General features: G+C 41.9%; 17 protein-coding genes. 16 read left to right on the top strand and 1 reads right to left on the bottom strand.

Going from position 1 to position 13,464, the window contains the following annotated elements; all coding sequences use genetic code 11:
• Positions 1 to 48 precede the first annotated feature (48 nt).
• The 7 genes from CL667_16950 (at position 49) to CL667_16920 (ending at position 4,586) form a co-directional block, all read left to right on the top strand.
• A complete protein-coding gene (locus tag CL667_16950; protein ID MAL19388.1) occupies positions 49 to 429 on the top strand; it encodes a transcriptional regulator in 381 nt (126 codons plus the stop codon).
• Between the two features lie 46 nt (positions 430 to 475).
• The gene (locus CL667_16945) at positions 476 to 955 is read left to right on the top strand and encodes a hypothetical protein (protein MAL19387.1); all 480 of its coding nucleotides are present in this window, start codon (positions 476 to 478) and stop codon (positions 953 to 955) included.
• Positions 956 to 1,057: 102 nt separating this feature from the next.
• A complete protein-coding gene (locus tag CL667_16940; protein MAL19386.1) occupies positions 1,058 to 1,246 on the top strand; it encodes a hypothetical protein in 189 nt (62 codons plus the stop codon).
• Between the two features lie 639 nt (positions 1,247 to 1,885).
• Positions 1,886 to 3,007 carry a hypothetical protein gene (locus CL667_16935; GenBank protein MAL19385.1) on the top strand — a complete coding sequence of 374 codons (1,122 nt, stop codon included), beginning with the start codon at positions 1,886 to 1,888 and terminating at the stop codon, positions 3,005 to 3,007.
• A gap of 173 nt (positions 3,008 to 3,180) precedes the next feature.
• Positions 3,181 to 3,369, top strand: a complete 189-nt coding sequence (locus tag CL667_16930; protein ID MAL19384.1) for a hypothetical protein — start codon at positions 3,181 to 3,183, stop codon at positions 3,367 to 3,369.
• A 27-nt stretch (positions 3,370 to 3,396) separates the two neighbouring features.
• On the top strand, positions 3,397 to 4,254 hold the full coding sequence (locus tag CL667_16925) for an ATPase (protein MAL19383.1): 858 nt from the start codon (positions 3,397 to 3,399) through the stop codon (positions 4,252 to 4,254).
• On the top strand, positions 4,251 to 4,586 hold the full coding sequence (locus CL667_16920) for a hypothetical protein (GenBank protein ID MAL19382.1): 336 nt from the start codon (positions 4,251 to 4,253) through the stop codon (positions 4,584 to 4,586). Before CL667_16925 ends, CL667_16920 begins: the two co-directional genes overlap by 4 nt.
• Positions 4,587 to 4,621: 35 nt before the next feature.
• On the opposite strand, the gene CL667_16915 is transcribed toward CL667_16920, so the two are convergent.
• Positions 4,622 to 5,167: a hypothetical protein gene (locus CL667_16915; GenBank protein MAL19381.1), complete on the bottom strand. Its 546-nt coding sequence runs from the start codon at positions 5,165 to 5,167 to the stop codon at positions 4,622 to 4,624.
• A 201-nt stretch (positions 5,168 to 5,368) separates the two neighbouring features.
• Between CL667_16915 and CL667_16910 the strand changes: the two genes are divergently transcribed.
• From CL667_16910 to CL667_16870, 9 genes are all read left to right on the top strand, one after another.
• Positions 5,369 to 5,587, top strand: coding sequence for a hypothetical protein (locus CL667_16910; protein ID MAL19380.1), 219 nt, complete (start codon positions 5,369 to 5,371; stop codon positions 5,585 to 5,587).
• A gap of 13 nt (positions 5,588 to 5,600) precedes the next feature.
• Entirely contained in the window at positions 5,601 to 6,632 is a 1,032-nt protein-coding gene (locus tag CL667_16905) for a type II glyceraldehyde-3-phosphate dehydrogenase (protein ID MAL19379.1), read from the top strand.
• 51 nt (positions 6,633 to 6,683) lie between these two features.
• Complete coding sequence (locus CL667_16900) at positions 6,684 to 7,355, top strand: isoprenylcysteine carboxyl methyltransferase (protein MAL19378.1); 672 nt, start codon at positions 6,684 to 6,686, stop codon at positions 7,353 to 7,355.
• Positions 7,356 to 7,453: 98 nt separating this feature from the next.
• On the top strand, positions 7,454 to 8,695 hold the full coding sequence (locus CL667_16895) for a hypothetical protein (protein ID MAL19377.1): 1,242 nt from the start codon (positions 7,454 to 7,456) through the stop codon (positions 8,693 to 8,695).
• Positions 8,696 to 8,826: 131 nt separating this feature from the next.
• Positions 8,827 to 9,117 carry a hypothetical protein gene (locus CL667_16890; GenBank protein MAL19376.1) on the top strand — a complete coding sequence of 97 codons (291 nt, stop codon included), beginning with the start codon at positions 8,827 to 8,829 and terminating at the stop codon, positions 9,115 to 9,117.
• Positions 9,118 to 9,122: 5 nt separating this feature from the next.
• Positions 9,123 to 9,299 (top strand): DUF2933 domain-containing protein, encoded by a 177-nt coding sequence (locus tag CL667_16885; protein ID MAL19375.1) that lies wholly within the window; start codon positions 9,123 to 9,125, stop codon positions 9,297 to 9,299.
• A gap of 20 nt (positions 9,300 to 9,319) precedes the next feature.
• Positions 9,320 to 10,678, top strand: a complete 1,359-nt coding sequence (nhaA, locus tag CL667_16880) for a Na+/H+ antiporter NhaA (GenBank protein MAL19374.1) — start codon at positions 9,320 to 9,322, stop codon at positions 10,676 to 10,678.
• A gap of 36 nt (positions 10,679 to 10,714) precedes the next feature.
• A complete protein-coding gene (locus tag CL667_16875) occupies positions 10,715 to 10,981 on the top strand; it encodes a hypothetical protein (GenBank protein ID MAL19373.1) in 267 nt (88 codons plus the stop codon).
• A gap of 47 nt (positions 10,982 to 11,028) precedes the next feature.
• Positions 11,029 to 13,458, top strand: a complete 2,430-nt coding sequence (locus CL667_16870; GenBank protein ID MAL19372.1) for a hypothetical protein — start codon at positions 11,029 to 11,031, stop codon at positions 13,456 to 13,458.
• Positions 13,459 to 13,464: the final 6 nt, after the last annotated feature.

Genomic DNA, 13,464 nt, shown 5'->3' with positions numbered 1-13,464 from the left:
CTAGGGTTCTTATTTTGAGATTAGAAAATACCTTAAAACACTCTGAAAGTGTGTGTTTTAGCCATTATTAATAGAAACCTAAATATCATGAAGCTGCTAAAAGTTTTGATCAGACCGATTTTACTTGAAGAAATTTATAAAGAATTGCGACATCATGGAGTAATTGGTATGACGGTATTTAAAGGTGAGGGTACCGGTAGGTATATTGATCCGAACAAACAACATGGTTCATTAGACTTTCCAGCGATGCATGCAGAACTGATAAAGATTGAAATTGCCGCTCACGACAAAGACGCCTCAAGAATTGCAGATATCATACAAAAGAAAGCTTCCACCGGAACTGAGGGTGATGGCATAATTTTTATTTCTTCAATTGACGAAGCTATTCGTATTAAAGATGGCACTAGAGGACCCAGTGTCTTTTTTTAAAAAGATATGTAATAACTAAAAACACAATATATAAACTAACACTATCATGAAAACACTTACACTTACACTTACGATTCTTCTTTTTTCTGCAGGAATGAGCTTTGCTCAACAGCAGGATATGAATCAAAAGAAACAACAGATGCAGGAAATGATGCAGGATTCTACCATGCGCTCGATGATGATGGATCATATGGCACAAAGCCCCGAAATGCGTAAGCAGATGATGCAAAAAATGATGGGCTCTATGAAGATGGACAGCACCATGATGATGGGCAATATGCAGAATATGATGGATAACCCTGAAATGAAAGAACGCATGCAAGCCCACATGAAGATGATGCAGTCTATGATGCAGGATGGAGAAATGGACCACTCTAAAATGATGGAAATGATGGGTGATTCATCCATGATGAAAATGCATATGACCTGCATGCAAATGATGCAGGGAAATATGATGAATGGCGAGGGAATGATGGACAAAAAAGATGGAATGAAAGGCAACGACCATCAAAAGCATCATAATTAATCAAACTCAAGAGATATTCAAGCTTCACCGCCGGATATCTAGAGTTTAGTTTAACACAATATTTTACGTAAGAAGTTAAACCCAATAGCACACTCTTATACAATGAATAAGTACATTCTATGGATGATAATCGGGTGCGGGGCCGTATTTTTGTTTCTCTTCATTGCCCCGGCACTTGGTTTAAATAAAGGAATAGCAACTGCATTAGCAATTGTAGCTATGCTTGCCTGCCATATTCTAATGATCGGTCATCACCGAAAGGGCTCAGAACCACAGAGCAACAAATACTAGTTAGTGACTTTATGAAGCAAGTGAGTCAATGAGGAGCATTCCAAACGCTCAGTAATACAATGGCACAAATGAATCAACGTTGATGTCTTTCCAGCAAAGAAATTTCGGTAGGGTGCGTAATCTAAACACTCTTCCGAAATTCGTTGCAAAATGAACATCTATGCCAAAATACAGCCGTTTTATAATTTTACTCAGCTTTATAGTAATAGGGGGCAGAAATCAGTAATAGTAAACGCGACCCAAGTAACTAAGTATTATGTAATGCTTGTCTGAATTGCTTCGATCTACAAATAATTAGTGGCCAAGAATTTTTACTCTTGCTGCTGTCCATTGACCTATTTTGATCCAGCCTATCCAATCATCTTTATAAGGGTAAAGTGACGGCCACCCTTATATATAGAAGCAATATAATTGCAAAATCTCTTACCAGTTTAAGCTTTATTTCAGCAATGCGTTTGTATGTTAAATTATGAACTTGAAATGTGAACCGGTTAACCCACTTTATTATGGACACACTGAAAAATCTGATTCGCAATCTTGCTGATAAAGTTGACCGGCTTCTGGGCGGTGCGCAGCTTCAGGAAATTCCTGTAAGATTAGGCACTGAAAATCCTCCAGCTGCTCACATGCTAAGGTGACTTGGATCATGTTCGACAGTTAACAACAAAAATTATAACGGTTATTGCCATGAAATGGTCACTTTACATCGGAAAACCTGCCGGTATCAAGGTCTTTATTCACTGGACCTTCATCTTACTGGTCATTTGGCTCTCCTGGATGCATTTGCAACAGGGACACGGGCTTTTTGAAATATTAATCGGGCTGCTTTTCCTTGCTGCCCTGTTTGCATGCGTCACCCTCCACGAATTCGGCCACGCCCTGGCGGCACGAAGGTATGGCATCGGAACCCGGGATATCAACCTGCTTCCCATCGGCGGGGTAGCCCGGCTGGAAAGCATGCCCGAAGATCCCAAAGAGGAACTGGTGGTAGCCATTGCCGGGCCGGCTGTTAATGTAGTAATTGCAATCGGGTTGTACCTCATCATGTTGGTATTGGGGCAAAGCAATATGGAACTGAGCCATCACATAACCGGCGGTAATTTTTTGGCCGACCTGCTGGTGATCAATATTATTTTGGTTCTGTTTAACCTGATACCTGCTTTCCCGATGGACGGTGGGCGGGTGCTCCGGGCATTGCTGGCCTTCATAATGAAAAGAAGCAAGGCCACCCGTGTGGCCGCTTCGGTCGGGCAGCTGTTGGCTATTGGTTTTGTTCTTTTCGGCCTGTTTTATAATCCGTTTCTGCTTTTTATCGGAATTTTTGTTTTTCTCGGTGCCGGGGCGGAAGCTAACCAAGTAGGATTGCAGGAATCCTTGCGGGAAGTAAAGGCCAAAGATCTGATAACGACCGATTTTCATGTACTCCCCCAAACAGCTTCCGTATCAATGGCGGCAGCCGCCTTTATGGAAAGCCGGGAACCCGAACTGGTTATAACCGATCATGAAGATCGCTTTGTGGGGCTCGTATCCTATGAGAGGATCATCGAGGAAATACAAAAGGGGCATTTTGATAATCCGGTGGTAACCCTGATTAAAGAAGAGGTACAAACCCTGGCCCCGGGAACACTTATATACGAGTTAGTGTCGAAGATTCAGCAATCAGGCCAGCGTGTTTTTCCGGTGCTGAATGATGATCGTCTGGCAGGAATTATATCCCACACGGACCTGATTCATCTGCTGGAGCAAAATCAAGCCAATTAGCCTCTGGACACAGGCATTTAATCAGATATATTTTCAATATTTAAGCTTGTTTTAAGACTCATGGTTTATCTTACTGACAGTATCTTGCTGTGGCATGCGACTGATGGCACAGCATACATTCAATAGTAACAAAACACCTTAGCACCATGTTATTTGATCATCACTTTATAGGCATGCACTGGATCTGGTGGGTCATTATCATAGTCATCATTCTCCTGGTGGTTTTTGATGTGATTCCATACAGGCCTAAAACCGATACCACTGAAGATCCTCTGGATATATTAAAAAAGCGGTTTGCCCGCGGTGAAATAGAACACGAAGAATTTGAAGAACGAAAAAAAATTCTACTGCAAAGTAATTAGTCAACAAACGGCCTAAAAATAAAAAAAATGGCAACCTTTAACGTAATTAAAGCGTCCGGAGAAAGGGAACCTTTTTATGAGAGTAAGCTTCGCAATTCTCTCAGAAAAGCAGGTGCCGATCAACAGATTACAGACAAGATTATTCACTCTATCCAACGGATTCTATTTGAAGGGATAACGACTGAAAAAATATACAGAGAAGCTTTTAAGCAGCTCAGGCAATACTCAAATTCTTCGGCTGGCAGATATAAATTAAAAGAAGCCCTGCTGGAATTAGGGCCTTCCGGCTATCCTTTTGAAAAATTTATCGGAGAACTTCTAAACAGGCTCGGTTATCAAACTGATACCGGAGTTATTGTTAACGGGAATTGCGTCTCCCATGAAATTGATGTTATCGCAGAAAAAGACGACGAACATTTTATGATCGAGTGTAAATTTCACAACCGGAAAGGTCATAAATGTAATGTAAAAATTCCACTTTACATTCAATCACGATTCAAGGATGTAGAAAGAAACTGGAGGAGCCAATCCGGCCACGAAGACAAACAACACCAGGCCTGGGTAGTTACAAACACCCGTTTCACTACAGATGCCCAGCAGTATGGAAAATGTGTAGGTCTTAAACTCTTAAGCTGGGATTATCCGGAAAATAACGGACTAAAAGACCTAATAAGCCATGTACATCTTCATCCGATTACAAGCCTGACAACCCTAAGCAATCAAAAGAAAAAGCTCCTTTTGGAACAAAATGTTGTCTTCTGCAAGCAGATATGTGAGGACAAGCAAGTTCTTAAGAGCGTTGGGCTTGATAATCATACCATGAACAAGGTCTTTGAGGAAGCCATGGATATATGTAATGTTAAAAATAATTCAGTGAACAGATGAATGATTCCAATAATAACCACATAGAAAAAAGTATAACTATCACTATTTATTGTAAGGAATGGTGTGAATATTTAAAAAACGTAGTTAACCTTCTGAGAGAGAGACAGCAAAATTTCACCTTTATCGATCTTCGGTATGATAGATCAAAAGCTAACGAGTTGATATCGAAGCTGGGTAATCCACTGATATTACCCATACTTGAGATCAATGGTGTCTATTATGAAAAACCATCTTTTGCAGAGGCCACGAATCAGCTTGAGTTAACCTACTGGAGGCAAAAAGTCGACCAAACTTATTATGATAAAGAACCATCCGGGGACAAGACTTATTAAAACGGAACGAGATAGGTAGATGAATGCGGATTTTTTTAAGGGGAATCAACTTCATTGAACTTTTTTATGGATAAGCGGCCGAGATAAAAAATCAAAGTCGGCAGCATCATAAATTGCAATACGGGAGATAAGCCGACTTCTACGTAAGGTAGCAGCGGCATTGCATCAGAGTAGCTCCAGCTCCCGGCTGCAAGGTGTCTGAGTTCTCCCAAAATGGCCCCTACCCCGCCGATAAGAACCAAACCGATCACGTTACGGATGGTCATTCTGCCTAGCCAATACGGATCTTTATAAAACAGGCTAAAAGCAAAATAAAGAAGCAATACCATCAACATATCGGCTACGGATGCCAATGCACAAAAAGAAATATGATTTAAATCATAGACATAGCCCGAATAAAGCGGTCCCTGGGCGATCTCCCACACAAGGTTAAGCAAAAAAGCCAGGCCGCTGATTTTTAATAGGAGTTTGTTGAACACATTTTTCTCTGAGACTTTTCTTGAATAATAAATATAACTGGCTGTAATAATGAGCAATACTATCACCGGAATAATAAACTGAGTGAGCTTTAATTCTGTCATTTTATATCCTTTTGATTATGGATTTTTGTTTTTAGTGTAGTGTATGTTCTACATACGCAATGGTTATCTCACATCTGAATATATCAGGAGACATAAACTTCATTCTTTGGTTTAAGCTTTATTTAAGGCACTTGCATCTATCTTACGGATAATCGTTTAAATAACCGATTACTACATTTTTAGTTAAATAAATATTACAAAATCATGTTTTACAATCACCACTTTTTTGGCATGCACTGGATCTGGTGGATTGTGATTTCGATAGGACTCCTTTTGGTTTTTTTGGATTTGATTCCATATTGGCGCGGTAGAGTTGTACGGGAAGACGCAATGGGTATACTGACTAAGAGGTTAGCTCGTGGAGAAATAGAACGCGAAGAGTTTGAGGAGCGTAAAAAAGTTTTAAAACTAAACAAGTAAAAAAAATACAACAATGGAAAAGATCAAAATAGCCGTAAACGGATATGGCGTCATCGGAAAACGAGTGGCGGAAGCAGTAACCTTGCAAGAAGATATGGAACTGGTGGGCATCGGTGATGTAGCTGCCGACTGGAGAATAAAGGCAGCGGCAGCTAAAGGATACGCCGTGTTTGCCAATACCGAAGAAGGCCGCAAGACAATGAGGGAGAAACATATTCCGGTAGCCGGCGATCTTGATGACCTGCTTGAGCTCGCTGACCTGGTGGTGGATTGCGCTCCCAAAAAGTTCGGTACCCAGAATGCCGAACGGTACAAAACGGCCGGTGTGAAGTTTATTGTGCAGGGCGGGGAAAAGCACGAGACGACCGGGCATTCCTTCAGCGCGGAAAATAATTATGCCTCTGCTTTAAATCGGGAAAGTACCCGCGTGGTCTCCTGCAACACCACCTCTATCGTACGGACCCTCAGCGCATTAAAACGAGCGGGATTACTGAATAAAGCACGTGGTACGCTGTTGCGCCGAGCTACCGATCCGTGGGAAAGCCACAAAAACGGTATCATGAATACAATGGTTCCTGAACCGGAAATTCCCAGTCACCAGGGCCCGGATGCCCAGAGCGTAGATCCCGAACTGGACGTGGTAACTGCCGCGGTAAAAGTACCCCAAACACTTTCCCATATGCATTACTGGACCGTGCAATTAACCAAAAATGCATCTAAAGAGGAAGTCCTGGAGGCTTTCGGCACTTCTACCCGAACGGCCTTTATAAATATGAGCGACGACCTTTCCGCCAATAACGCCGTTAAGGAGCTGATGCTGGACCTGGGACGCCCGCACGGCGATATGTACGAAGTGGCCATCTGGGAAGATATGCTCAAAGTGGAAGGCGATGAGTTGTATTACGCCTACCTGGTCGATAATCAGGCCATCGTTATTCCCGAAACTATCGACGCCATCCGAGCGCTTACCGGCACCGAGTCGGATCCTCAAAAATCCATTACCAAAACGAACCATTCGCTGGGCATTACACAGCGGTTCATATAAACAACACCATTTTCATTCCTAACATACATTTAATCTAAACGGAATATTCACATGGAACGAGGAATTGAACATTCAGGTGCCTGGGTGTTAGCACTTTTTGTTATCGTTATTGCGTCTTGGCTTTTATACAAATATCTGGCCCCAAAAACTTGGAGGGAGTGGATAGGAGCAGGATTGATTCAGGGCTTCATCATCGCATTGTATGCGGAGATGTACGGCTTCCCGCTTACCATTTATCTGATGGTTCGGTTCCTGGGGTTGGATAGTGGTAGTGGTGATCTAAACGCCAACCTTTGGTCTACTTTAGTGGGCGTTGGTGAAACGGGGATGATGATCTCGATGATTGCGGGCTATATCCTTCTTTTTGGTGGATTTGGCATTTTCATCCAGGGCTGGCGCCAACTGTATCGCGCCAAACAGGAAAACAGGCTTGCTACCGACGGGTTATACGGGCTGGTTAGGCATCCCCAATATACGGGGTTGTTTATCGGGCTTTTTGGAGAGGGTGTCATTCACTGGCCCACCATATTCTCCGTAGGCCTGTTCCCGGTCATCGTTATCGCTTATGTCCTGCTTGCCAAAAGGGAAGAGAAGAAAGTGATCGAGGAGTTTGGTGAAGAATATCTCAAATACAAACGGAACGTCCCGGCTTTTCTTCCGATGAAAGGAAAATGGAAGCAGTTCATTCAACGATCAGGAAATACTGTAAACAAGCTTGATTAGTATCGATTTACTGCTTGTTAAAAATTTTATTAGAAATAAAAAGCCTTCAACCAACAATCATCCGCCATATAAATACTTCGTAAGACTATAAATTTAAAATGACAAGTAGATCATCAATACTCAGGATTAATAAACAGATTGGCATCCTGCTGATCTGTCTGTTTCTAGTGATGATCGGCTACGGACTAACCCTTCCAATTCTTCCATTTTTTGTAGAAAAATCAGTACGTTCAAATGAGTTATTCCTTCTATCACCGGCCGTGCATGTAGGTCTTATGACAGGCATTTTCCCGCTGATGCAGTTTATTGCTGCCCCTTTATGGGGACGCTGGTCCGACCGTATTGGCCGATTTCCCGTGTTGACAGCAGGTATGGGCGGTTATGCACTCTCGCTGATTTTTTTTGGGTGGACTAACGACTTGGTCTTGCTTTATGTGCTTCGAATAGTAGGAGGACTATTTTCAGCCTCTGTTCTCCCCACAGTTAACTCATGGGTTACGGATCTGAGCACAGTAAAAAATAGAGGTAAACTATTGGCGTGGGTAGGTGGATCAGCTAGCTTGGGGGTAATTTTTGGACCAGTACTGAGTTCTTTCTTTATGGACGTTGGCTGGTTTACCGAATGGTCATGGAAGCTGCTGGTTGCAACCCCTTACACTGTACCATTTATATTTGCAGGAAGTTTTTCGCTGTTGGCTCTAGCAGCTTTGATAATATGGATGCCAGGTGATCCATCTCCAGTCGTAAACAATAGCAACCCCCCAAGTAAATTTGGTTTATTGAGTATTATAAAGGGGGAAATGCTCCCGATTCTTTTCTATGCACTTATTGCACAAGCAGCATTAGCCATGTTTGAAAGTACTTATGCGCTCCATTCACAGCAAATTATGGGTTACAGTGTAATTGAAATGGGCTATATATTCATGGCTTGTGCACTCGGAATGAGTATTAGTCAGATTGGCTTTACGGGATATTTAATTGACCAATTAGGGGAAGAGAGGTTGTTGCCTATCGGATATTTTTTGGTGGGGTTAGCTCTGTTGTTTTTGATGCTGGCAAGTTCTTTTACCCTTATCATAATAGTAGTGAGCATTCTTGCGTTGGGAATGGCATTAATTAGCCCGGCTTTGGCTTCTATTACCAGCAAAATAAATAAAAATTATGTTGGCGAAAGAATGGGAATCTTGGCATCTATAAGCAGCTTGGGACTTGCAACCGGTTCATTTATAGGCTCCGGATTGTACGTAATAAATATTCATCTTCCCTATCTCACATTTTCATTATTTCTGTTCTACGTAACATTTTACTTGGTTAAAAAAAATCTCAACGTTATAGGTTAATTGAATACTTATTCTTCAGGAGTAAGCTATAAAATTTCAGCTTCATTTAAGCCTTCCTATTGTATTATTGAGTTAGACAAAAACTTAGCACCCTCTGAATAATAATTTTTTAAAAATAAAAGGAGGCACATATGTGGTTAGACTATATATGGAACATCCCACTCTTTTGGTGGTTTTTACTTGCCGCATTCATATTATTTATAGTGGTGTCATTTATAAGACGAAAGCTGGAGAAAGATCCCTTAAAAATCCAAATGGAACATTTCTGCCGATGCTATGCCCGTGGTGAAATAAGCCTGGATGATTTTAAGGAATTGAAACATGATTTACAGGAATTTGAAAAGCATATCAAGACAACTAATATACGAAAACCAATCCCGCGTGTGAAGGCACGGAAAAACAAGAAACAACTGATAAGGTGAATACTATGGAATGGATAGCTGAAAACTGGTTCCTATTACTAATAACTATACTTTTCATAGTCATGCATATGTTCGGTCATGGCCATGGTGGACACGGAGGGCATGGAAGAGGACATAGCCAGAACTCGCCAGAAGACCACAACCACCCTGAAAATGACACAAACAAACATCAACATCATTAGCCTGACTTAAGGGAATAAGCATGAAACCTTTAAAGCAAAATCCTCTTGTGATTTTTTTGGAATCCCTAAAAGGAAAGAATCAGGCAGGGGCCGGTATTGCAATTTTATTGGCAGTCATTGTCGCTATGCTATGGGCAAATTCTCCTTTAAAAGAATATTACAATGAATTTATTCATATGGAAATTTTCATTGGGCTAAATGGAAATACCTTATCTGAGCCCTTGCTGCTGTGGGTAAATGATGGGTTAATGGCCGTATTCTTTCTATTTGTTGGTTTAGAGTTAAAGCGTGAAATACTCGGTGGAAAACTCTCGAATCCCCGTAAAGCCATACTGCCGATTGGGGCCGCCGTGGGCGGAATGCTTGTCCCGGCACTAATCTATTCATTCTTTAATGGTAATGGTATTGGACAAAGTGGTTGGGGAATACCAATGGCCACCGATATTGCTTTTGCATTGGGTGTACTTTCTCTGTTTGGAAATCGAGTGCCAGTTTCGCTTAAAGTCTTTTTAGTTGCTCTTGCTATTGTAGATGATTTGGGGGCAGTATTGGTGATCGCAGTTTTCTATACTTCGGGAATATCTGAAATGGATTTACTCCATGGTTTCCTTTTTTTCCTGGTACTTGTAGGAGGTAACTATTTTGGAGTCAGGAGTGCCTGGTTTTATTTCATTATTGGTATTGGAGGGGTATGGCTGGCCTTTTTCTTTTCAGGTGTTCACCCTACCGTTGCCGGTATTCTTATCGCTTTTACCATCCCTGGAAAAGTAAAAATTAAGGAACAAGATTATTTGAAAAATTTAACGATCCTTCACCGGAAATTTATAGAAACCACTCCCATTAAAGGAAGCTTCATTTCTGAAAGTCAACTGGAGATACTTGAAAAAATTAAAAGTAAAACCAATGATGCTGAAACCCCATTACAAAAATTAGAACATGGATTATCGCCTATCGTCGGCTTTTTTATACTACCTGTTTTTGCCCTGGTAAATGCGGGCATCCATATTCATGGTGATATTCTGAATACTCTGAGTCAGCAAATCAGCTTGGGCATCATGGCAGGACTTATAGTTGGCAAATTTATAGGGATTGCTGGCTTTTCATGGATTTTAGTAAAACTAAACATTGCACAACTTGGAGAAGGAGTAACATGGGGGCAACTTTGCGGTGTGGCTTTGATTGCAGGCATTGGATTTACAATGTCCTTTTTTATTACTGATCTGGCGTTCCAAAGTGAAGAACTTAGATATATTGCCAAGCTAAGCATCCTGATTACTTCTATTTTGGCCGGTATAAGTGGCTCTTTGATGCTTTGGGTGTCCTCAAGGTCAAGTTCCCAATATCATTCTGTAAAACCGATACATAAAAATGGATTCTAATATCAACATCAATAACAAAATAAAAGGTGATTCATCATGTTAAATATTAAAATTGTAAGCTGGGCAGCAGGTACTTTTACAGCAGTCAGTTTTATTTTCTGCGTTATTTATGGTTTAGTAACACCCGAAAGCGTCCACATGCATCAGTTCTTGGAAATTGTATTACCCGCCTTCGAATGGATTACGGTCGGTAGTTTCTTCCTCGGACTTATCGAGAGTTTTGCCTGGGGCGCGTACATCGGGCTGGTTTATGTACCCATTTATAACTTTTTCTACAAACGATGGGGACTGAAAACAGACTGAGACAATCTCTGTCCATCTGATTATATCAGGTTGCAATAAAAACATTCATGAATAATATGATACCTGAGTTGCCGAAAAACCCTGGATTGGATTCTCTACGGTTAACGCGCACCCTTATTTCGCTGGCACTAATCTCGTTCGGCATGATAATATATGAGATTGTATTGATGCGCATCTTTGCGGTTATCCTGAGCTATCATTACGTGTTCGCCATTTTGTCTCTTGCCTTGCTTGGGTTGGGTATGGGTGGACTGCTGCTGAAAAAAGGCGGGGTAATCTGGCCCTCCATCAGTACAAACAAGCTCATCCTTTCTACGGCCCTTGCTGCTGGTATAATTACCGCGCTAATCCTTTACCTCACACAGGCAGCCTCCCCTTCATGGAGTACACCAATCACCTACACCGTCTTATTCCTTCCGGTACTACCCTTCCTGTTTTTCGGTATGACTATCGCATCTTTTTTTCAACAAGCCCCGGAGCGGAGTTCACTGTTATACGGGTTTGACATTGCCGGTGGTGCCTTAGCTGCCCTGTTGACAGTTTCTCTGCTAAATTCAGTTCCGGCAACCACAGCGGCCTTCATTGTTGTATTTGTATTAGCGGCGGCTTCGATCATCCTGATGACAGCCGAATCGCTCAAATGGAGTACATCCATACTATGGTTAAGTACCCTTCTTTTTGCGGCAGGCGGTATCTGGCTGGCCCCTCAAGGCATACTTCCCATCAAAAATAACCAAAGCAAGGATATCAACAGGCTATTGTATGATGCTTCCGGTAACGGCCGGGTTATCGAAACAAGATGGAGCGCTTTCGGCCAAACAACTCTTGTTGAGAACGACCAATTACCTGATGAAAAAATGATTTATGTTGACGGAGCCGCTGGCACTTCTATGTTCAGTTTTCAGGCATTGTTAAATGATTCAACATTACGAAGTGATTTGACCTCCAACTTCGGGCAATTTTTCCCATTTTACTTTTTAAATGAGAATGAAAAAGACAGCGCCCTAATTATAGGTCCCGGTGGCGGGCGAGACATATTAGTAGCTCTTTTCGGCGGCGTATCATCTATCACTGGTGTTGAAGTAAACCCGGACTTGGTGCAAATAGTCAAAGATTATGAGGATTTCAATGGCGGTTTATATACAAAACTGCCCAATGTTGAAATAGTAGTAGTTGAAGGGCGCAGTTTTATCCGAAATACTTCTGAAAAATATGATCTCCTCATGTTGGCTCTGCCGGTAACCAAAAGCAGCCGAAGCATCGACGGCTATGCTTTAACCGAAAACTACCTGTTTACCGTAGAGGCTTTCAGCGACTACCTGGATCGGCTTACTCCCGAGGGCAGAATTATTTTTGTTACACATGGTAATGCCGAACTCTACCGGCTGTTAGGGCTGGCACTGAAAGCTTTTGAAAAAAGAGGGATTCCCAACCAGCAAGCGATGAATCATCTCTACTCGGTTTCCAAACATAATATGCCTGCCTTAGTAGTTAAAAAAACACCTTTTGAAGGCAAAGACATGCAGGAAAGGCACGCTGCCCTGCATCAGTTGGGATATGATCAGGGTGACTATTTTGTACCCTTTCAGGAACAAGCCTCCTATTTGTTACCTGTTCCGAATGATTCAACTTCCACCATAGAATGGAGCATGTTTGATCAAAACCTATATGATCTTTCTGACGGAACTATGACTATGGAGAATTTTGCTAAAAAATTTCCCCTCAATATATCTCCGGTTTATGATGATAATCCTTTCTTCTATAATTTTGATAAGACCTTACCCTCTCCCTTCCGCCAGCTCTACGGGTTGCTTGTACTTGGGCTTGGGGTGGTAGTGATGGTGGTATCAGTCAAAAAATCTCCGGATCAGGTAAAAATCGGGTTTGTCAAGCCGTTTGCCCGCCATAAGAAAATGAAGTGGTTCCTATTGGTGTTTCTGTTGCTTGGAGTAGGGTTCATGATGCTGGAAATTGCTCTTTTCCAAAAATTGTCGTTATATCTCGGCAATCCCGTCTCAGCCACTTCTGTACTATTATTTTCACTACTACTCGGAGTTGGTGTAGGAAGCTTAAGTAGTGCATGGATAACTGATCGTCTTTCACTCGCCGTTATTTTCAGCACCATCGCTGTGTTTTTCCTTAGCCTGACCTATAACTTTTTCCTTGACAAATTTCTTGCGTCGGCGGCCTCAGTGCCATTGCAGGCTGGCTTACTCACCGGATCTATTGGTTTTGCCATGGGCTTCCCCTTTCCGCTAACCCTGAGAATGATGAATAACCATGGACTGGAGAAATTTACTGCGGCGATGTGGGGTGCCAACGGGTTGGCTTCGGTCGCAGGAGCTGTCACAGCGATGATCATTGGCATTGAATGGGGTTTTACAGAAGTCTTAATTGCAGGTGGAGGACTTTATCTATTTGCCTCTCTGCTTTTTTACTACATACCAGCATCAGGCTCACCTTTCAGGTCTAAATAAAAAACC

Source organism: Balneola sp. (assembly GCA_002694685.1).
Lineage (GTDB): Bacteria > Bacteroidota > Rhodothermia > Balneolales > Balneolaceae > Gracilimonas.
This window is presented reverse-complemented; position numbering and strand designations above follow the sequence as displayed.

Bases quoted from the DNA above. Each gene is read 5' to 3' on its own strand.
- CL667_16885 (MAL19375.1), top strand. From the start codon at position 9,123: ATGGAATGGATAGCTGAAAACTGGTTCCTATTACTAATAACTATACTT.
- CL667_16895 (MAL19377.1), top strand. From the start codon at position 7,454: ATGACAAGTAGATCATCAATACTCAGGATTAATAAACAGATTGGCATC.
- CL667_16915 (MAL19381.1), bottom strand. From the start codon at position 5,167: ATGACAGAATTAAAGCTCACTCAGTTTATTATTCCGGTGATAGTATTG.
- nhaA (MAL19374.1), top strand. From the start codon at position 9,320: ATGAAACCTTTAAAGCAAAATCCTCTTGTGATTTTTTTGGAATCCCTA.
- CL667_16945 (MAL19387.1), top strand. From the start codon at position 476: ATGAAAACACTTACACTTACACTTACGATTCTTCTTTTTTCTGCAGGA.
- CL667_16890 (MAL19376.1), top strand. From the start codon at position 8,827: ATGTGGTTAGACTATATATGGAACATCCCACTCTTTTGGTGGTTTTTA.
- CL667_16925 (MAL19383.1), top strand. From the start codon at position 3,397: ATGGCAACCTTTAACGTAATTAAAGCGTCCGGAGAAAGGGAACCTTTT.
- CL667_16905 (MAL19379.1), top strand. From the start codon at position 5,601: ATGGAAAAGATCAAAATAGCCGTAAACGGATATGGCGTCATCGGAAAA.
- CL667_16875 (MAL19373.1), top strand. From the start codon at position 10,715: ATGTTAAATATTAAAATTGTAAGCTGGGCAGCAGGTACTTTTACAGCA.
- CL667_16870 (MAL19372.1), top strand. From the start codon at position 11,029: ATGAATAATATGATACCTGAGTTGCCGAAAAACCCTGGATTGGATTCT.
- CL667_16900 (MAL19378.1), top strand. From the start codon at position 6,684: ATGGAACGAGGAATTGAACATTCAGGTGCCTGGGTGTTAGCACTTTTT.
- CL667_16920 (MAL19382.1), top strand. From the start codon at position 4,251: ATGAATGATTCCAATAATAACCACATAGAAAAAAGTATAACTATCACT.
- CL667_16940 (MAL19386.1), top strand. From the start codon at position 1,058: ATGAATAAGTACATTCTATGGATGATAATCGGGTGCGGGGCCGTATTT.
- CL667_16930 (MAL19384.1), top strand. From the start codon at position 3,181: ATGCACTGGATCTGGTGGGTCATTATCATAGTCATCATTCTCCTGGTG.